Origin of the sequence: Duganella dendranthematis, from assembly GCF_012849375.1 — a bacterium.
GTDB classification, from domain to species: domain Bacteria; phylum Pseudomonadota; class Gammaproteobacteria; order Burkholderiales; family Burkholderiaceae_D; genus Rugamonas; species Rugamonas dendranthematis.
Map to the genome: position 1 here is coordinate 4,495,158 of NZ_CP051684.1, position 17,446 is coordinate 4,512,603.

A 17,446-nucleotide genomic window follows, 5' to 3' on the forward strand; every position below is an offset into this window, starting at 1 on the left:
GGTCAGTCCTTTCTGGGTTGGGCCGCGAACCAGGGTTTGAGGCGGCGGATGGCTTCTTCGATTTCCGCCGTGGAGACGGCGAAACTGAAGCGGATGAAGTATTTACCATCGACCGGATCGAAGTCGATGCCGGGCGCACTGGCGATGCCGGTGTCTTGCAGCAGGCGCTTGCAGAAGGCCAGGCTGTCGTCGGTCAGGTGGGCGATGCTGGCGTAGATGTAGAACGCACCATCCGGCGGCGCCACCGTGGTCAGGCCCAGTTCGGGCAGCGCGGCCAGCAGCAGGCGGCGGTTTTCGCGGTAGACGTTGATGTGGCCGTCCAATTCATCCAGTGCGTCGAAGGCGGCCAGGCCGGCGTGCTGGCTCAGCGATGGCGCGGTCAGGAACAGGTTGCCGCAGTAGGCTTGCGCGCGGTCGACGTGTTGCGGTGGCGCCAGCAGCCAGCCGAGTCGCCATCCGGCCATGCTGAAGTATTTGGAGAAGCTGCTGACCACCAGCGCCTGCGGTTCGTAGGCGAGGATGGTTTGCGCCGGTTCGACGTAGCTGAGGCCGTGGTAAATCTCGTCCGAGATGATGCGGATGCCGCGCGCGCGGCAGACTTCCGCGATGGCTTGCAGTTCTTTGGCCCTGATCAGCGTGCCGGTTGGATTGGCCGGGCTGGCGATGATGACGCCGTGCGGCGCGGGTTCTACAGCGGCCAGTGCGGCGGCGGTCAGCTGGAAACCGACCTCGGCGCCACAGGCGATTTCCGCCGGCTCCATGTGCAGCGCTTTTAGCGTGTTGCGGTAGGCCACGTAGCCGGGCCGCGCCATGGCGATGCGGTCGCCGGGCGAGAACATCGAACTGAGCGCCAGCACCAGCGCCGGCGAGGCGCCGCAGGTCAGGATGAACTGGTCGGCGTGGACCGCCACGCCGTAGCGTTCGTCGTAAAACTGCGCCAGCCGCTGTTTCAGCGGCGCGCTTTCCCAGTAGCCCATGCTTTCCGCGTCCAGCACGGCGTGTGCCCTGGCGATGGCGGCCTGCGGCGCGCCGGTGGACGGCTGGCCGAATTCCATGTGGATGATCGAACGACCTTCAGCTTTCAAGGCGTGAGCCTGTTTGCTGATGGCGATGGCGTGGAAGGGTTCAAGTTCTGCTTTCATGGCATCGATTATACTGTTGCTTGTTACATAAAAATAGTGAAGGCTGGCTGGGTATGGCAATACGTTGGAAGCGGTGGGGCATTGGTGCGGTGAGCGCTGTCGGTGTGTATGCATTGGCGGGAGCATGGCTGTTGCCGAGTGTGATCAAAAGCCAACTGCCCAAGTATGCCGAGACCGAACTGGAGCGCAAAGCCAGCATCGGCCAGCTCAGTTTTAATCCTTTCACGTTGCGCCTGGAGGCGCAGGATGTGCGCTTCACCGAGGCTGACGGCGCGCCGCTGTTTGCGGTCGGCGGGCTGGCGGTGGAGATGCAGTGGCGTTCGCTGTTCCGCCGCGCCTGGAGTTTTGCCGAGATTCGCATCACGCAGCCCGGCGTGCAGCTGGCGATTGCCAAGGACGGCAAGTTCAATATCGCTGAATTCCTGAAGACGCTGGAAAAGCACAAGAAGCCGGATGAGCCGGATTCGCCGATGCCGCGTCTGGTGATCGAACACTTTGTGCTGGATAACGGCCAGGTGGCCATGCATGACAAGCATGCCGGCTATGACGATACTTTCACGCCGATCACTTTCGCGCTAAACAACCTGAGCACGCTGCCGGATGAGAACGGCGATTACACGCTGAACGCGGATGCGGGCCTCGGTGGCAAGTTGTCCTGGAAAGGTGTGGCGGCAGTGAACCCAATTGGCGGCAGCGGTGTGCTGACGCTGGAGAATGTCGCCTTGCCCGGCCTGGCGACGTATCTGAAGTCGTTCTCGCGCGTCGTAGTGGAGGAGGGCAAGTTGTCCGCCAGGCTGCCGTACAAGTTTGGCTACAAAGATGGCAAGCTGGAAGCCAGTTTGGCTGGCGCTGGTCTGACGCTGAGCGATCTGTCGCTGAAGCGTGGCGCGGATGCGGCGTTTGTGAAGGTCAGGCAGCTGGCGGTTGGCGACGTGGGCGTCGATTTGCTGAAACAGTCGGTCAGCGTTGGCAGCTTGCAGTTGAACGGCGGCGCGCTGACCGTGCGGCGTGATGCAATGGGCGAGCTGGATGTGGCGAATTTGACGTTGCCGGCGCAGGTAGCGCCGCCTACTCCGGCGCCGGCCAAGCCAGCGCCTGCTGCGGCCAAGGGCAGCTGGAAACTGCAATTCAAGCAGATCGGCCTGGATGCAGTGGCAATCAATTACTTCGATCAGACCGTAAGTCCGGCGCTGAAAGTCAGCACCGACAACGCCCAGCTGAAACTGGCATTGCAGCTGGACGGTAGCAAACTGAACATCGCCGATGCAGATTTCTCGATGGATAACCTGTCGATGAGCGCCGGTTCGCAAGCACCGCTCAGGCTGTCGCGTGTTGGCTTTGAAGACGCTACGCTGGATCTGGATGCGCACAAGGCCAATGTGGGACGTTTGTATGCGGACGGCGGGCAGCTCGATTTGTCGCGGGATGCCAAGGGCCAGTTCCTGTTCCTGAACACGCTGCCGAAGGCGGGCAGTGGCGGAGCGGCAGCGGCCAAGTCGCCAACGCCTGCGCCGGCATCGGCCAGCACGCCGTGGGAAGCCGCCATCAAGTCGGTCGAGCTGAACAAGTTCGGCGCTCGCTTTGATGATGCCAGCACTGGCATCAAAATCAATTTGCAGGACTTCAATCTGAAAGTTCGCGACGCCAGCACCGACCTGAAAAAGCCGTTGGCGTTTGAAGGCGGCGTCGGCCTGCGCGAAGGCGGCCAACTGGTCGCCAAGGGCAAGGTCGTGCCGTCCACCGGCGCGGTCGATACCGATCTGAAGCTGAGTAAACTGGCGTTGGCGCCAGTGCAGCCGCTGCTTGGCAAGTACATCAAGCTGAAAATCGCCGACGGCGCCATTAACGCGCAAGGCCACCTGCGCACTGGCGCGGGTGGCAGCAAGACCGATCCGGCGCTGCGCTATGACGGTTCTTTTGAAGTGGCCCAGCTGTCGCTGAATGAACTGGATAATGACCGCTTCGCCCACTGGTCCAGCGTGCGTGCAGACAAGCTGGCGTTGAGCCTCAAGCCGGACTTGCTGGATGTGGCCGAATTGCGCGTGATCGAGCCGACCGCGATTCTGATTATCGAAAATGATCGCAGCTTCAATGCGCAGCGTTTGCTGGTGGAGCCGCCGGCGCCGGCCGCCGCTGCATCCTCATCTGCCCCTGCGGTTGCCGCAACGCCAGCAGCCAGTGAGCCATTCCCGGTCCGCATCCGCCGCGTACGTCTGCAGGACGCCAAGCTAGACTTCACCGACCTCAGCCTGCGTCCGCAATTCGGCGCGCACATTTACGAGCTGAACGGCATCATCACCGGTCTGTCGTCCAAGCGCGATGCGCGCAGCCAGATCGAGCTGGATGGCCGCGTTGACGAGTACGGCCAGGCGCGCGTGCGTGGCCAGCTGAACCCGTTCGTACCAGCCGATAACACCGACTTGAACGTGATCTTCAAGAACATCGACATGGTGGCGGCCTCGCCGTACAGCATGAAGTTCGCCGGCTACAAAATCGCGCAAGGCAAGATCTCGCTGGACTTGCAATACAAAGTGCGCAATGGCCAATTGGATGGCAACAATCAGGTGCTGCTGGATAACCTGACCTTGGGCGAACGCATCGACAGCCCTGACGCGCTGAAGTTGCCGCTGGAGCTGGCGCTGGCCATCCTCAAGGACAGTAACGGCCGCATCGATCTCGGCATCCCGGTGGCGGGCAATATGAACGACCCGAGCTTCAGCTATGGCGCGGTGGTGTGGAAGGCGTTGGGCAACATCATGACCAAGATAGTGACCTCGCCATTCCGCGCGCTGGGCAATCTGTTTGGCGTCAGCGGCGACAAGTTGGAAGCAGTGGAGTTCGACGCCGGCAGCGATGTTGTTCAACCGCCGGAGCGTGAGAAGCTGAAGCAGGTCGCGCAGATTCTGGCGAAGAAGCCGGACTTAAAACTTTCCGTGCCGGGCCTGTATAGCGAGGCCAATGATGGCGCCGCGTTGCGCGCGCAAGTGTTGCGTCGCGCTGTACTGGTCAAGGCAGACATCAAGCTGGCGGCAGCCGAGCAACCGGGGCCGCTGGATATCGGCCAGCGCAAAGTGCGCACCGCGCTGCGTGACCTGTACGCCGAACGCTTCGGCGCTGCCGAGTTGGACAAGGAGAAGAAGGCGGCCGAGGCCAGTGCCGGCGTTACCGATGCTGCCGCTGCCGGCGACACCGCCTCCGCCGCGCCCGCTGGCACCGCCGCGAAGAAGCTGCCGATGTTGCAGCGACTGGGCAAACTGGTGCAGGGCGAGCCGCAGGTGGCGGACGCCACGGCCTTCTACGGCAAGCTGCAAGCGCGTCTGGAGCAGAATCAGCCGTTAGCCAAGGACGCCTTGTCGCAACTGGGAGCGCAGCGTGCCGCAGCAGTGGTCGCGGTGCTGAAGGAAGCCGGCGCAACCACGGTGTCGGCCGCCGCACCAGCCACCACTGACAGCGCCGCCGGTAAGCCAGTCGCGGTGAAGCTGGAACTGTCGGCGAAATAAGATGACTGAATCGAATAAACACCCCGCCGGCAGTCCCGTGCTGGCGGGGCTGGCGCTGCTGTGCAGCCAGCTGTCGTTGAACCTCGGCGCGGCGATTGCCAAGCAACTGTTTCCCAGCATCGGTGTGGAAGGCGTGACGGCGTATCGCGTCGGCATGTCGGCGCTGGTGATGCTGCTGATCTTCCGTCCGTGGCGCACGCCGCTGACGCTGAAACAGGTACTTAACGTCGCCATCTACGGCTCAGTGATCGGCCTGATGAATCTGCTGATCTACCGCGCCTTTTCCCGCATCCCGATGGGCATCGCCGTGGCGATTGAAGTGGCTGGGCCACTGACAGTGGCGGTGCTGTCGTCGCATCGTCCGCGCGATTTCGTCGCCGTGTGCCTGGCGGCGGTCGGCCTGTATTTCCTGTTGCCGATCCATGGCCAGGTCGATCAGCTCGATCCGGTGGGTGTGGCGTATGCCGCCGGCGCGGCGGTGTGCTGGGCCTTGTACATCGTCTACGGCAAGCGGGTGTCGTCGATGTCGGGCGGGCAGTCGGTGGCATGGGGCATGTTGGCGGCGTCGCTGTTCATCGTGCCGATTGGCGTGGCGCATGCGGGTGCGTTGTTGCTGACGCCGTCCTTCATGCTGGTCGGGCTGGCGATTGCGGTGATGTCCAGCGCCTTGCCGTACACGCTGGAGATGCTGTCGATGCGCAGGCTGTCGTCGCGCACGTTCAGTATGTTCAGCAGCGCGGCGCCGGCGCTCAGCGCGCTGGCCGGCATGGTCGTGCTGGGCGAGCATTTGACGCTGATCCAGTGGCTGGCCATTGGCGCCATCGTGATGGCGTCGGCACTGACTTCCTTGCGCTAGCTCGAATCCGAAGCGCCGCGAGCGTATCGCTACAAACAGCTGTTTGTTGCTTTTGCAACGCGTTCGTGGCAGCATGGACGCTTCTTCCAAGGAGGTTGCCATGCAAGTCGCTCGTGCCCAACAACCGATTGCTGCCGCTGCCGTCACGCTGGTGCTGTGGATCTTCGCCGTCGCGTCGTTTTTGCCGCCGCTGTTCAAGTACACCAGCCAGTCGCTGCTGTTGATCATCGCCGCCGGCATCGGTATTTTCGTCTGCCTGGTGCTGCACCTGTTCTTCATCGCCATGGCCGCCAAGCGCCTGGACCGTTCGCCGGTGGCGTGGGTGCTGGTGTCGCTGGTCTTCATGCCGGTCGCCTCCATCATCGGCCTGATTTTGTTCGAGTGGTTCAGCGAACAGGAAAAGCAGACCACCGCCTAAAGCGCTTGCCAGACGTGGACGGGATCGTCTAGTATCGATCCCGATGCAACTGCATCAGCGTCGCTCGGACGGTTCCGGGCGCTTACGTGAGACATCCATGACTGACACCCCAACTCCGCGCAGCTTTGCGCGTATTGATCGCCTGCCTCCCTACGTTTTCAATGTCACCGCCGAACTCAAGCTGGCGGCGCGCCGGCGCGGCGAAGACATCATCGATATGTCGATGGGCAATCCAGACGGCGCTACGCCGCCGCACATTGTGAGCAAGCTGGTCGACACCGTGCAACGGCCCGACACCCACGGCTATTCGGCCTCCAAAGGCATTCCGCGGCTGCGCCGCGCCATCTCGCGCTGGTACAAAACGCGTTACGACGTCGAATTCGATCCCGACTCGGAAGCCATCGTCACCATCGGTTCCAAGGAAGGGCTGGCGCACCTGATGCTGGCCACGCTGGACCAGGGCGACACGGTGCTGGTGCCCAATCCCAGCTACCCGATCCATATCTGGGGCGCGGTGATCGCCGGCGCGAATATCCGCTCGGTGCGCATGACGCCCGGTGTCGACTTCTTCGACGAACTGGAACGCGCGGTGCGCGAGAGCTACCCCAAGCCGAAGATGATGATCCTCGGCTTCCCATCCAATCCCACCGCGCAGTGCGTGGAGCTGGAATTCTTCGAGCGCGTGGTGGCGCTGGCCAGGCAGCACAACATCCTGGTGATACACGACCTGGCCTACGCCGACATCGTATTCGACGGCTGGAAAGCGCCGTCCATCATGCAGGTGCCCGGCGCGCGCGAGGTGGCGGTAGAATTCTTCACACTGTCCAAGAGCTACAATATGGCCGGCTGGCGCGTCGGCTTCATGGTCGGCAACAAGGAGCTGGTGGCGGCGCTGGCGCGCATCAAGAGCTACCACGACTACGGCAGCTTTACGCCGGTGCAGGTGGCGGCGATTGCCGCGCTGGAGGGCGACCAGCATTGCGTCAGCGAGATCTGCGCGCAGTACCAGAGCCGGCGCGACGTGCTGCACAAAGGCCTGCTGGAAGCCGGCTGGCCGGTCGACAAGCCGAAAGCCTCGATGTACATCTGGGCCCGCATTCCGGAAGCGTATCGCCATCTCGGCTCGCTGGAATTCGCCAAGCTGCTGCTGGCCGAGGCCAAGGTTTGCGTTTCCCCCGGCATCGGCTTCGGGGAGTATGGCGACGAGTACGTGCGTTTTGCGCTGATCGAGAACGAAGCGCGCATCCGCCAGGGCCTGCGTGGCATCAAAGCCATGTTGCGCAAAACTTCCGCATAAATTTGCGGTGAGTTTAAGCCGCATCAAACTCTGTGCTTGATGCGGCGGCTACTGTAGCTCACTAGACCGATCAGAGGAGCTACCATCATGTCCGATTTTTCCACCGGAGCCAGCGCGCGTCGCCTGGTCAATGCAGTCCAAAAACTCGAACGCAATCTGGCCACCGCCGGCTTGCCGCGATTTGTGGCCCGCTTGCCGGTGTGCTGGCTGAGTTGGCACTATTGCCGGATGCTGGATCAGAAGATTGCGCGCATCAAGCGCATTCGCGGCAAGTTCGACCGCTGGGGACCAGCCATTCATGACGCCTCGCCGATAGCGCAAGAAAAAATGGAAATGCTGGATCTGGACCACAGCATGCGCACCGATATCGAATTTACCAAGAGCACCATGATGGAGCTGCGCAATTACTGTGTGGACATTGGCCGCATGTTCGAGCAGCTGGGCTATGAATCGGTGGGCTTGAAACGGCGCCAGACCACCTTCCTGGAAATCCTTGACGCGTCTTGCGCGTCGGCCAGCCGCATGCAGGACGCGCTGACGCGCCATGACGAGGCAGTGCTGGCCAAACTGCGGGCCGAGGCGGATGCCGCCGCAGCCCATTCCGCCCGCGCTTAGAACCCTTCCAACACAATCTTGCCTTTGGCGCGGTTGCTCTCCACCAGGGCATGGGCGCGCTTCAGGTTTTCGGCGTTGATCTTGCCGAAGCGTTCCGCCAGCGTGGTCTTGACCGCGCCAGTCTCCACCAGCGTTGCCACGTCGTTCAGCAGTTGATGCTGCTGCTGGATGTCGTCGGTCTGGAACATCGAGCGGGTGTACATGAATTCCCAGTGCAGCGACACGCTCTTGCGTTTCAGCGTGCGCACGTCGATGCTGGCTGGATCGTCAATCAGCGCGACCTTGCCTTGCGGCGCCACCAGCTCGCTGATCGCCGTCCAGTGGTGATCGGTCTGGTTCAGCGACGCCACATACGTCACCGTCGGCAGGCCGAGGCGGGTGATTTCTTCATTCAGCGGCTTGCTGTGGTCGATCACATGGTGGGCTCCGAGCTGCTTGACCCACTCGCCGGTTTCCGGACGCGAAGCGGTGCCGATGATGGTCAGGCCGGTCAGCTGACGCGCCAGCTGCACCAGGATCGAACCGACACCGCCGGCGGCGCCGATCACCAGCAGCGACTTGCCCTGGGTGGCGGCCGCATCACGGCTGACACCCAGACGGTCGAACAGCAATTCCCAGGCGGTGATGGAGGTCAGTGGCAGCGCAGCGGCTTGCGCGAAGTCCAGGTTCTTCGGCTTGTAGCCGACGATGCGCTCGTCCACCAGATGCAGTTCGCTGTTGGTGCCGGCGCGGGTCAGGTCGCCTGCATACCAGACTTCATCGCCGACCTTGAACAGGCTCACGTCCGGGCCGACAGCTTTCACCACGCCGGCCGCATCCCAGCCGATCACCTTGGCCTGGCCGTCGGCCGGCGCCACGTTGCGGCGAATCTTGGTGTCGACCGGATTGACCGAAATGGCGCGCACTTCGACCAGCAGGTCGCGGCCGCTGGCCTGGGGCGTTGGCAGTTCGATGTCGATCAGCGATTCGGCGTCTTCGATAGGGAGCGATTTGCGGTAGGCGATTGCTTTCATGGGATTCTCCAATGAAGTTGGGATGGAAGTATGATATTTTGTTTTTTAAAGAGAAAAAAGCGCCTTTTGGCGAAACTCTTTCAAAGGAATGACGAAAATTGCTGCGCTTAGACGATCTGACTGTATTTGTCCGCACTGCCGACCGTGGCAGCTTGTCGGCGGCAGCCCGCGAGCTGGAGATCTCGCCGGCACTGGCCAGTGCCGCCCTCAAGCGGCTGGAAGGCGAGCTGAAACTGCGCCTGTTCGCGCGCACTACGCGTTCGCTGCGGCTGACGGAAGAGGGCGAACATTATCTGCGCCATGCGAGCGAGGCGCTGCGCGTACTCAAGGAAGGGCACGATGCGCTGATCCAGGGGAAGGAAATCCTGGGTGGCACGCTGAAAATCTCGATGCCGTCCGACCTCGGGCGCAATCTGGTGGTGGGCTGGCTGGACGAATTTCAGGCGCAGTATCCGAAAGTGGTGCTGCAACTGGGCATCAGCGACCGCGTGTCAGATATGTACCGGCAGCCGATCGACATCGCCATCCGTTACGGCAAGCAGGAAGATTCCAGCCTGATCGCCTTGCCGCTGGCGCCGGAAAACCGCCGCGTGCTGGTGGCTTCGCCTGAATACCTGAAGCAGCACGGCAGGCTCCATTCGCTGGACGATCTGGCGCAGCACAACTGCCTGCGCTTCATGCTGGACGACGTCATTCACGACCGCTGGAGTTTTTACAGCGAACAGCACGCGACGCCGGACGTGGTGCATGTCAGCGGCAACCGCACTGCCGACGATGCCGACGTGGTGCGGCGCTGGGCGGTGGCCGGAGTGGGCATTGCCTACAAATCGCGGCTGGATGTCAGCGCCGACATTCGCGCCGGCCGCCTGCAAGTGCTGCTGCCCGATGCCCTGGGCGAACCGACGCCGCTCAACATGGTCTGCATGCACCGCGCGCAGATCACGCCGACGGTGCTGCAACTGCGCGACTTCCTGCGGGCTCAGTGCGAGAAAGCTTAAGGCGACCTGAAATTCGCCTGCAGTATGGTTGCGCTGCGACAAATTGCGCTTACCATAGCGTCAATAAAAATGATCGGGAGAGAGTGATGACCGAAACCCAGCGCGATGTCCTCAGCGCCGGATTTTCGCTGACGCTGATAGTGTTGGCGGCCTTCGTGATGCAGCGTTTCTTCCTGCCGCTGATATGGGCAGGCATTTTGTGCGTGGCGACCTGGCCGATGTATGTGCGGCTGCGCGCGCGCATCGGCCATCCCATTCTGTCGGCCGCCTTGCTGACCTTGGTGGTAGCGGCGATCTTCATCGTGCCGGCCTTGTTGGGCGTGGCGCAGGCGGCACGGCAGGCGCCGGAGCTGGCCAACTACATCGTCAGCGCCAATACCGATGGCGTGCCGGTGCCGGACTTCCTGGCCCACCTGCCGGTGGTTGGCGACTCCATCGCCGAATGGTGGCAGGCGACGCTGAGCCAGCCGCATGGCCTGGCGCATTTGTTCTCCGACCGCGAAATCAACGGCTTCCATTCGGCCAGCGACATCATCAAGGTGGCCGGCGTCGGCTTCATGCACCGCCTGGTAGACTTTGGCCTGGCCTTCCTGTGCCTGTTCTTCTTCTACAAAGACGGCGAAGTGCTGAACCGCCAGATCATGAATATCGGCAGCCGCTGGTTCAGTGAACAGCGCTGGGCGCAATACTCTGAGAAAATCCCGACCGCGATCCGCGCCACCGTCAACGGCCTGGTGCTGGTTGGCCTGGCGGAAGGCGTGTTGATCGGCATAGCCTACTGGCTGGCTGGTCTGAAGTCCGCCGTGCTGTGGGCGGCTGCGACCGGCATCCTGGCCATCATCCCTTTCGGTGCGCCGATTGCCTTCGTCAGCGCAGCAGCCGTGCTGGCGTTTGGCGGCGCGCTGCCAGCCGCCATTGGCGTGGCAGCCTGGGGCACCGTGGTGCTGTTTGTGGCGGATCACTTCGTGCGACCAGGCATCATCGGCAACGCAACGCGCTTGCCGTTCCTGGCCGTACTGTTCGGCATATTGGGCGGGGTCGAAACCCTGGGCCTGGTCGGACTGTTTATTGGTCCGGTGGTGATGGTGCTGTTTGTAACGCTGTGGCACGAGGCGCAAAGTCATCATGCGGATGTCGGCTAGCCAGTTGCCAAACCCAGGTGAGGAGCGCAAGCGAGGCTGCGGCATCTGCCGGCCTGTCTTGTGCATGGGTAGGGCAACTGGCGCCGGCAATCATTAGTGCGCCTTCGACTTCGACAGGATCAGCAGCCAGCGGCGGAACATCAGCACTTCCAGATGGCCAGCCTGCACGCCGGTATCGCATTCGATAATCGGGTTCACCGCATAGAAACGCTTGCGGAAGTCACGGCACACCATCATTTCGCGCCGACCCATGCGAACCATAAACGAGGTAGGCAGGTATTCGAGACCGAAGCGGGAGCCAAAGCTGCTATTCAGAGTGCTCATGACAGTTCCTTTTTTGTGGGAAGTTGTGTTTAACGAGGAGTTCAGAATAGCATAACTACTGTATGAATAAACAGGTACTGTGCAAATAAACAGTAAATTCGTTATTTTGTGATTTTTACGCCAACTTCATCGGCGGCTATGCGGGGAGGACCAACTATTAGCAAACTCATGAGTTTCGTCGAGGCAAGACTGTCTCCCGGCGGCGAATTCGGCCTGCATTTAACCGTCGGCATGGCGCTGCTGCTGGTTTCCGGGCTGGTTTTCCATGAACTGGCGGAGGCGGTCATGGGGCAGGCTGCCATCACGGTATTGGACTTGCAGGTAGCGCATTGGTTCAATGTGCACGCCTTCGAGCCGCTCACCAGCCTGATGGTCGGCGTCTCCGCCATGCATTCGGTGGCCGGCATGGTGCTGCTGTTTTGCCTGCTGGCCGGCTATTTATGGCGGCAGCAGGCGCGCTACTGGCTACTGGCGCTGGCGTTTGCGGTGCCGGGCGGGATGGCGCTGAACGTGGCGTTGAAATTCTTCTTCCAGCGTGCGCGGCCGGTGTTTGATGATCCGCTGGTAACGCTGACCACCTACAGTTTCCCCAGCGGCCATACCACCGCCGCCACCTGTTTCTATGGCCTGCTGGTCAGCTACCTGGTGATGGCGCGGCCGGCGTGGAGTGTGCGTGTGGGAACAGTCATCTTCTGCCTGACAATGGTATTGTTGGTGGCATTCAGCCGTGTGTATCTGGGCGCGCACTATGTCAGCGACGTGCTGGCGGCCATGGCCGAAAGCGTCGCGTGGCTGGCGGTGTGCATCACGGCGATCTCCACGCTGCGCCGTCGGCGCGAGGGTAAAACGGTATAAATAATATGGATAAAATCGTCGTCATTGTTAATGCGGGTGCCGGGCTGGGCTACTGTGGCGGCTGGACTGCCGCGTTGGAAGAGAAGTTCCGCAGTCAGGGCATCGACCCCGACATCACGCTGGCCAAGAGCGGCGACGAAATGATCGCGCGCGCCGAACGCGCGGTGAAGGAGGGCGCGCCGGTGGTGGTGGCGGGCGGCGGCGACGGCACCATCAATGCGGTGGCCTCGGTGCTGGCCGGTACCGAAACGCGGCTGGGCGTGCTGCCGCTCGGCACGCTGAACCACTTCGCCAAGGATCTGAAGATCCCGCTGGATCTGGATGCCGCGGTCGCCAACGTGGTGCATGGCCAGACCGGCAAGGTCGATGTGGGCGAAGTCAACGGCCGCATCTTCCTCAACAACTCCAGCCTGGGCATCTATCCCGACATCGTGCGCGACCGTGAAAAGCAACAAAAGCATCTGGGACGCGGCAAGTGGCCGGCGTTCGGACGGGCCATGTTTGCCGCGCTACGGCGTTTCCCGTTCCTGAATGTACGGCTGAAGATCAACGGCGACGAGCACCTGCGCCGCACACCATTCGTCTTCATTGGTAACAACGAATACCTGCAAGGATTGACGCTGGGCGCGCGCGAGCGCATCGACAGCGGCAAGCTGTGCCTGTACGTGGCGCAGAAACCAACCCGGCTCGGCCTGTTGCGCTACGCCGCGCATGCGCTGTTCGGCAAGCTGGAAGCGGCGCGCGATTTCGACGTATTGTCGGCGTCGTCGCTGGAAATTGAAACCCGCCACCACCATCTGCGGGTGGCCACCGACGGCGAAGTGACGCTGATGAAGCCGCCGCTATGCTATCGCTCGCGCGCTGCGGCGCTGTCTGTCATCGTTCCGGCCGTCTAGGAGAAGCGCATGCGCACCATCGTCCATTTATCCGATCTGCATTTTGGCCGCGTCGATCAGGATTTGCTGCGGCCGTTGCAGGAACTGGTGGTCAAGCTGGCGCCGGACGTGGTGGTGGTGTCGGGCGACCTGACCCAGCGCGCCAAGACCGAGGAATTCAAGGCCGCGCGCGCGTGGCTGGACACCTTGCCGGGGCCGCAGATCGTGGTGCCGGGCAATCACGACATCCCGTTGTACAACGTCGCCAGCCGCTTCCTGGCGCCGCTGCGCAAATACCTGCGCTATGTCACGCTCGACTTGGCGCCGGAATACGTGGACGATGAAATCGCCGTACTCGGTATCAACACCGCGCGCTCGCTGACTTTCAAGGATGGCCGCGTCAACAAAGAGCAGCTGGCGCAGATGCGGCAGCGCATGCAGGCGGTGGGGCCGGAGCACACGCGCATCATCGTCACCCACCATCCCTTCGATTTGCCGGACACATTTGACAAAGATGATCTGGTCGACCGCGCGCCGATGGCAATGCAGGCGTTTGCCGAATGTGGCGTCGACGTGCTGCTGGCCGGGCACCTGCACGCCAGCCACGCCGGCAACAGTGCGCAGCGCTACAAGATCAGCGGCTACGCGGCGCTGGTGGTGCAGGCCGGCACGGCGACCTCAACCCGCGGGCGTGGCGAATCGAATTCCTTCAACGTGCTGCGGGTGGCGCCGGACGATGTGGAGGTCGAACGCTACAGCTGGGTGGAAGGCACGGCCAGCTTCGAGAAAGTGCACACCGAATGCTTCCGCCGCAACGGCGACGTCTGGGCGATGGCCGCCGAAGCCTAACGCATTATTAGAGCCAGTAATCCATAAAGCGCGCCGCCCATTCCTTCATGCGGTTGGCCCACGGACGGTGGCGCCATTGTTCCAGCGTGATCAGGTTCGAATCGCGGATGTCTTCCTGGAAGGCGCGCTCCATTTCGTTGCCGAACGGTTCGCCCATGACGATCACGTTGAGCTCGCTGTTGTGCAGGAAGCTGCGGGTGTCGAGGTTGGTCGAGCCGACCGTCGACCAGTTGCTGTCGACCACGGCGGTCTTGGCGTGCAGGACCGCCAGCTTGAGCTGGTAGATTTTCACGCCGGCCGCCAGCAGGTCGTCGTAGAAGGCATGGCCGGCATAGAACACCAGCCCGCTATCCGACACCCCCGGCAGCACGATCTTGACGTCGACGCCGCGCTTGGCTGCCGCGATCAGCGCATCCACCGTCTGCCGGTCGGGCACAAAGTAGGCGGAGGTGATGTGGATCGATTTCTTAGCTTCCTGGAAGGCCAGCGCGTAGGCCTTGTAAATTTCAAACTGTCCGTCCGGATCGCTGCCCAGCACGCGCACCACCTTGTCGCCGGCAATCACCGGCTTGGGGAAGTAATCGGCTTCGCGCAGATCATCCTTGTCCTGCGACGCCCACTGGCGCACGAACAGCCACTGGAAGGCCTGCACCGCCGGCCCTTCGACTTTGATATGGGTGTCGCGCCAGCCCACGTCCTTCTTGCTGGTCGGCTTGGAGGCGGAGCGGAACAGCGAACTCTTGGCATAGGTGGCGCTGATATTGATGCCGCCGGTAAAAGCGATCTTGCCGTCGACGATCAGCACCTTGCGATGGTCGCGGTTGTTGAGCTTCCAGTCATTGCCGCTGACCTTGGCCGGGTTGACCGGATTGAATTCGATCAGCTTGATGCCGGCGTCGCGCATGCGCTTGAAGAACTCGGCCGGCACGCCGATGGTGCCGACGCTGTCATACAGGATATTCACGGTCACGCCTTGCTGCTGTCGTTCGATCAGCGCATCGGCAAACTTCAGCCCCAGTTCGTCCTGGTCGAAGATATAGGTTTCCAGATTGATGTTGTTGCGCGCACTGGTGATCGCCTCCAGCATCGCCTTCATGGTCTGCGGACCATCGAACAGCAAGGTGGTCTTGTTGCCGGCGATGAGGGGCACGCCGGTTGCCGCTTCCTCCAGCGCCGCCTGCTGTTGCAGGTCCAGTGTACCCTTGGCCCAGCGCTTGGCCAGCAACGCCTTGCTGCGCGCGCCACTCAGTTCGCCATTGGTGCCCTTGACGGTGGGCGTGGCCGCCGGTTCCAGCTTGTCGCCCAGCGCTGTCACATTCGGCAGCGATGCGCACGCGCCCAGCAAGCCCCAGCACATCAAGCCGAGGGGAATCCAGAAACGCATGCACAAGACTTTCATTGTGAGCCTTTGTCGATTAATTGAACGTCGTCGGAACTGCCAAACAGGAAGCTGATCGGACCGGCGCGGAAGCGCCGCCCCAATGCCTTGGTCAGCTGCCAGCCCTGCTTGAAACGCACCTGGCGCGATCGCAGTGCGACCCACAGCGCCAGGCCGAAGCTGACCAGCAGATTGACTGTCCCGATGGAAAGGAAACCTGCCACCGAGGTCACAACCAGTTCCCAGCTGACATTGTGATCGAGTCCAACAATTGCTGTCGCAAAGTTGGCTGACGAGAAGGTGACGTGGCGGATGTCCAGCGGTATGCCCAGCACGAAGCCGAGGAACGGCATGATGCCGAGCAGGATGCCGAAGCAGAAATTACCCATCAGCCCGCCCAGGTTGTTCTCCAGGTAGACGCCCAGCCGCTCCAATCGTTGCTGTCCCAGCAGCCAGCGCAGGCCGCGCAGTTGCGCGACGCGCTGAGCCCAGCGCGTGTACAGCGCCTTGTTGTCGTAGTAGCCCGAGATCAGGCCGGCCACGAACAGGCAGACGCCGGCAATCGCGGCGTAGATCAGCGTCGGCGCGTGGATCGGGTCGATGTCCTGCAGCAGATGCATGGCCTTCTCCGGCGTCACCAGGTGGTGGCCGGTCATGTAGGGCCACGCCATGGCGATCAGCCACGCGGTCGGAATGCAGATCGCCAGGTTGCCCAGCACCGCCATGTTCTGCGTGCGGATCACCCTGGCGCACAGCTCGGCCATGCTGTCGATGTCGATGTTGCGGCCGTCCTTGCTGTGCAGGCCGGAGGCGATGCGCGACGCCGTCATGGCCGGCTGCTTGGTCGCCACCGTGAAGTGCAGCAGGTGGATCAGCACGAAGCCGAGCGAGTAGTTCATGCTGAACAGGAAGGCCTCGACCAGCGGCGCGGCGCGCAGGTAGGACATCAGGATCTTGAACAGCGCCATGAAGCCGATGATCAGGCCGGCGCCGGCCGACGACACGAACATGCCGCCCAGCTCGCGCCGCGTGTCGGCCACGTAGTGCTCGCCGGTGTGGCTGGCGTTTTCGGTGACGTTGCGCGCTAGCAGGTTGATGTTGTCGCGCAGTAGGTCGCGCACCATGTATTTGTTGTTGTGCGCGTCGATCAGTTCGCGCGCCAGCGCGATCGCGGCCAGGCGGCGCGCGTGGTCGTGTTCTTCGCCGGGCTGGTGCACGTCCACCAGGAACAGCAGCTTGCGCATGCGGTCCAGGCTTTGCGTCAGCGACACCAGCAGGTAGGTCAGGGCGATGCTGGTGCCCTGGCTCAGCGCCTTCTTGCGGATCTTGGCAATCACGGTGTCGCACTGGTCGAGCATCACCAGCAGGTGGCGCGCGTCTTCAATCTCGACCTCCTGGCCGGCCAGTTGCCGGTGATAGGCGTCCAGGTAGGCGTTGACTTCGAAGTTCTGCACCATGAAGGGCGATTCGTAGGTCTCCATCTCGGTGTGGAAGTTGGTCAGGCGCGGCTCCAGGCCGATGGCACAGACGCGGTAGGACAGCGTGCGCAGCGCGTCCAGCAGGCCCGGCAGCATGACGTTGCCCAGATAGGGCTGGGCGTCGCGTTCGACGCGGTCCGCAGCGCGTTGCTCGGCATGCAGCACGACGTCGATCAGTTGCAGCCAGTCGTCGGCCGGCACGGCGGACATCCAGATGTAATCGGTGCGTTTGTAGGCGATCTGGTCGACCGCCTCGCTCAGGTAATCGTTGCCCAGCGCCGGTGGCAGGACGCGGTAGGCGATGCGGGTCTTCAGCTCGCTGAAGAAGCCGTCGTTGGACAGCACGCCGATCTCGGTGTACAGGCTGGCGTGGCGGCGTGACGCCAGCAGATTGCGCACGTAGTTGCGCAGCGCAATGGCTTGCGCGGGATTGCCTTTGAGTAGCTGGCACAGGGTGCGCACGTTGGCAGTGGCGCGCACGCCGTCGGTGGCGCGCTTAGGACGCAGGGTGTCAAACAGCGCGACCAGCGGGCCGATGTCATTGCTGTCTGCGTCGATGCGTTCCAGAAGTTCGAGCATGGAGATAGCCTCGTCAGATAAAACAGCAGTATAGCGGCAGCCTGGCCCCAAGTATGTACGCCAACGAACATACGTTTCTGCGACGAAATACGACAGCTGCGTGGTCATGCGCACAGAAAGCAGCAGG

General features: G+C 62.3%; 15 protein-coding genes. 10 read left to right on the top strand and 5 right to left on the bottom strand.

Annotation, left to right across the window (positions count from 1 at the left end; translation table 11 throughout):
- Nucleotides 1-2: 2 nt before the first annotated feature.
- Nucleotides 3-1,142: a pyridoxal phosphate-dependent aminotransferase gene (locus tag HH213_RS20570; RefSeq protein WP_169113471.1), complete on the bottom strand. Its 1,140-nt coding sequence runs from the start codon at nucleotides 1,140-1,142 to the stop codon at nucleotides 3-5.
- A gap of 53 nt (nucleotides 1,143-1,195) precedes the next feature.
- Between HH213_RS20570 and HH213_RS20575 the strand changes: the two genes are divergently transcribed.
- The 5 genes from HH213_RS20575 (at nucleotide 1,196) to HH213_RS20595 (ending at nucleotide 7,828) form a co-directional block, all read left to right on the top strand.
- Nucleotides 1,196-4,642: a DUF748 domain-containing protein gene (locus HH213_RS20575; protein WP_169113472.1), complete on the top strand. Its 3,447-nt coding sequence runs from the start codon at nucleotides 1,196-1,198 to the stop codon at nucleotides 4,640-4,642.
- Nucleotide 4,643: 1 nt separating this feature from the next.
- Entirely contained in the window at nucleotides 4,644-5,498 is an 855-nt protein-coding gene (locus tag HH213_RS20580; protein ID WP_169113473.1) for an EamA family transporter, read from the top strand.
- Between the two features lie 100 nt (nucleotides 5,499-5,598).
- Entirely contained in the window at nucleotides 5,599-5,916 is a 318-nt protein-coding gene (locus tag HH213_RS20585; protein WP_169113474.1) for a hypothetical protein, read from the top strand.
- A gap of 97 nt (nucleotides 5,917-6,013) precedes the next feature.
- Nucleotides 6,014-7,213 carry an alanine transaminase gene (alaC, locus tag HH213_RS20590; RefSeq protein WP_169113475.1) on the top strand — a complete coding sequence of 400 codons (1,200 nt, stop codon included), beginning with the start codon at nucleotides 6,014-6,016 and terminating at the stop codon, nucleotides 7,211-7,213.
- An 87-nt stretch (nucleotides 7,214-7,300) separates the two neighbouring features.
- The gene (locus HH213_RS20595) at nucleotides 7,301-7,828 is read left to right on the top strand and encodes a hypothetical protein (RefSeq protein WP_169113476.1); all 528 of its coding nucleotides are present in this window, start codon (nucleotides 7,301-7,303) and stop codon (nucleotides 7,826-7,828) included.
- Here the strand turns inward: HH213_RS20595 and HH213_RS20600 are convergent.
- A complete protein-coding gene (locus HH213_RS20600) occupies nucleotides 7,825-8,841 on the bottom strand; it encodes a zinc-binding alcohol dehydrogenase family protein (RefSeq protein WP_169113477.1) in 1,017 nt (338 codons plus the stop codon). The genes HH213_RS20595 and HH213_RS20600 overlap by 4 nt on opposite strands.
- Before the next feature lie 98 nt (nucleotides 8,842-8,939).
- Between HH213_RS20600 and HH213_RS20605 the strand changes: the two genes are divergently transcribed.
- Together HH213_RS20605 and HH213_RS20610 are read left to right on the top strand one after the other, a co-directional pair.
- Complete coding sequence (locus tag HH213_RS20605) at nucleotides 8,940-9,839, top strand: LysR family transcriptional regulator (RefSeq protein ID WP_169113478.1); 900 nt, start codon at nucleotides 8,940-8,942, stop codon at nucleotides 9,837-9,839.
- Between the two features lie 86 nt (nucleotides 9,840-9,925).
- Complete coding sequence (locus HH213_RS20610) at nucleotides 9,926-10,981, top strand: AI-2E family transporter (RefSeq protein WP_169113479.1); 1,056 nt, start codon at nucleotides 9,926-9,928, stop codon at nucleotides 10,979-10,981.
- 93 nt (nucleotides 10,982-11,074) lie between these two features.
- Here HH213_RS20610 and HH213_RS20615 read toward each other — a convergent pair whose 3' ends face one another.
- Nucleotides 11,075-11,305 carry a hypothetical protein gene (locus HH213_RS20615; protein WP_110848631.1) on the bottom strand — a complete coding sequence of 77 codons (231 nt, stop codon included), beginning with the start codon at nucleotides 11,303-11,305 and terminating at the stop codon, nucleotides 11,075-11,077.
- 168 nt (nucleotides 11,306-11,473) lie between these two features.
- On the opposite strand from HH213_RS20615, the gene HH213_RS20620 reads away from it, so the two are divergent.
- Genes HH213_RS20620 through HH213_RS20630 form a run of 3 tightly spaced genes read left to right on the top strand, consistent with a single transcriptional unit; the run spans nucleotide 11,474 to nucleotide 13,884 of the window.
- Nucleotides 11,474-12,160 carry a phosphatase PAP2 family protein gene (locus HH213_RS20620; RefSeq protein WP_229263082.1) on the top strand — a complete coding sequence of 229 codons (687 nt, stop codon included), beginning with the start codon at nucleotides 11,474-11,476 and terminating at the stop codon, nucleotides 12,158-12,160.
- Nucleotides 12,161-12,165: 5 nt separating this feature from the next.
- Nucleotides 12,166-13,056 (top strand): diacylglycerol/lipid kinase family protein, encoded by an 891-nt coding sequence (locus HH213_RS20625; RefSeq protein WP_169113481.1) that lies wholly within the window; start codon nucleotides 12,166-12,168, stop codon nucleotides 13,054-13,056.
- Nucleotides 13,057-13,065: 9 nt separating this feature from the next.
- Entirely contained in the window at nucleotides 13,066-13,884 is an 819-nt protein-coding gene (locus HH213_RS20630) for a metallophosphoesterase family protein (protein ID WP_110848628.1), read from the top strand.
- Between the two features lie 7 nt (nucleotides 13,885-13,891).
- Here HH213_RS20630 and cls read toward each other — a convergent pair whose 3' ends face one another.
- Both cls and HH213_RS20640 read right to left on the bottom strand, forming a co-directional pair.
- The gene (cls, locus tag HH213_RS20635; RefSeq protein WP_229263083.1) at nucleotides 13,892-15,268 is read right to left on the bottom strand and encodes a cardiolipin synthase; all 1,377 of its coding nucleotides are present in this window, start codon (nucleotides 15,266-15,268) and stop codon (nucleotides 13,892-13,894) included.
- Nucleotides 15,269-15,279: 11 nt separating this feature from the next.
- Entirely contained in the window at nucleotides 15,280-17,319 is a 2,040-nt protein-coding gene (locus HH213_RS20640; RefSeq protein ID WP_110848626.1) for a site-specific recombinase, read from the bottom strand.
- Nucleotides 17,320-17,446 lie beyond the last annotated feature (127 nt).

Bases quoted from the DNA above. Each gene is read 5' to 3' on its own strand.
- HH213_RS20570 (WP_169113471.1), bottom strand. From the start codon at position 1,142: ATGAAAGCAGAACTTGAACCCTTCCACGCCATCGCCATCAGCAAACAG.
- HH213_RS20575 (WP_169113472.1), top strand. From the start codon at position 1,196: ATGGCAATACGTTGGAAGCGGTGGGGCATTGGTGCGGTGAGCGCTGTC.
- HH213_RS20610 (WP_169113479.1), top strand. From the start codon at position 9,926: ATGACCGAAACCCAGCGCGATGTCCTCAGCGCCGGATTTTCGCTGACG.
- HH213_RS20640 (WP_110848626.1), bottom strand. From the start codon at position 17,319: ATGCTCGAACTTCTGGAACGCATCGACGCAGACAGCAATGACATCGGC.
- HH213_RS20580 (WP_169113473.1), top strand. From the start codon at position 4,644: ATGACTGAATCGAATAAACACCCCGCCGGCAGTCCCGTGCTGGCGGGG.
- HH213_RS20585 (WP_169113474.1), top strand. From the start codon at position 5,599: ATGCAAGTCGCTCGTGCCCAACAACCGATTGCTGCCGCTGCCGTCACG.
- HH213_RS20620 (WP_229263082.1), top strand. From the start codon at position 11,474: ATGAGTTTCGTCGAGGCAAGACTGTCTCCCGGCGGCGAATTCGGCCTG.
- HH213_RS20625 (WP_169113481.1), top strand. From the start codon at position 12,166: ATGGATAAAATCGTCGTCATTGTTAATGCGGGTGCCGGGCTGGGCTAC.
- HH213_RS20595 (WP_169113476.1), top strand. From the start codon at position 7,301: ATGTCCGATTTTTCCACCGGAGCCAGCGCGCGTCGCCTGGTCAATGCA.
- cls (WP_229263083.1), bottom strand. From the start codon at position 15,268: ATGCGTTTCTGGATTCCCCTCGGCTTGATGTGCTGGGGCTTGCTGGGC.
- alaC (WP_169113475.1), top strand. From the start codon at position 6,014: ATGACTGACACCCCAACTCCGCGCAGCTTTGCGCGTATTGATCGCCTG.
- HH213_RS20630 (WP_110848628.1), top strand. From the start codon at position 13,066: ATGCGCACCATCGTCCATTTATCCGATCTGCATTTTGGCCGCGTCGAT.
- HH213_RS20600 (WP_169113477.1), bottom strand. From the start codon at position 8,841: ATGAAAGCAATCGCCTACCGCAAATCGCTCCCTATCGAAGACGCCGAA.
- HH213_RS20615 (WP_110848631.1), bottom strand. From the start codon at position 11,305: ATGAGCACTCTGAATAGCAGCTTTGGCTCCCGCTTCGGTCTCGAATAC.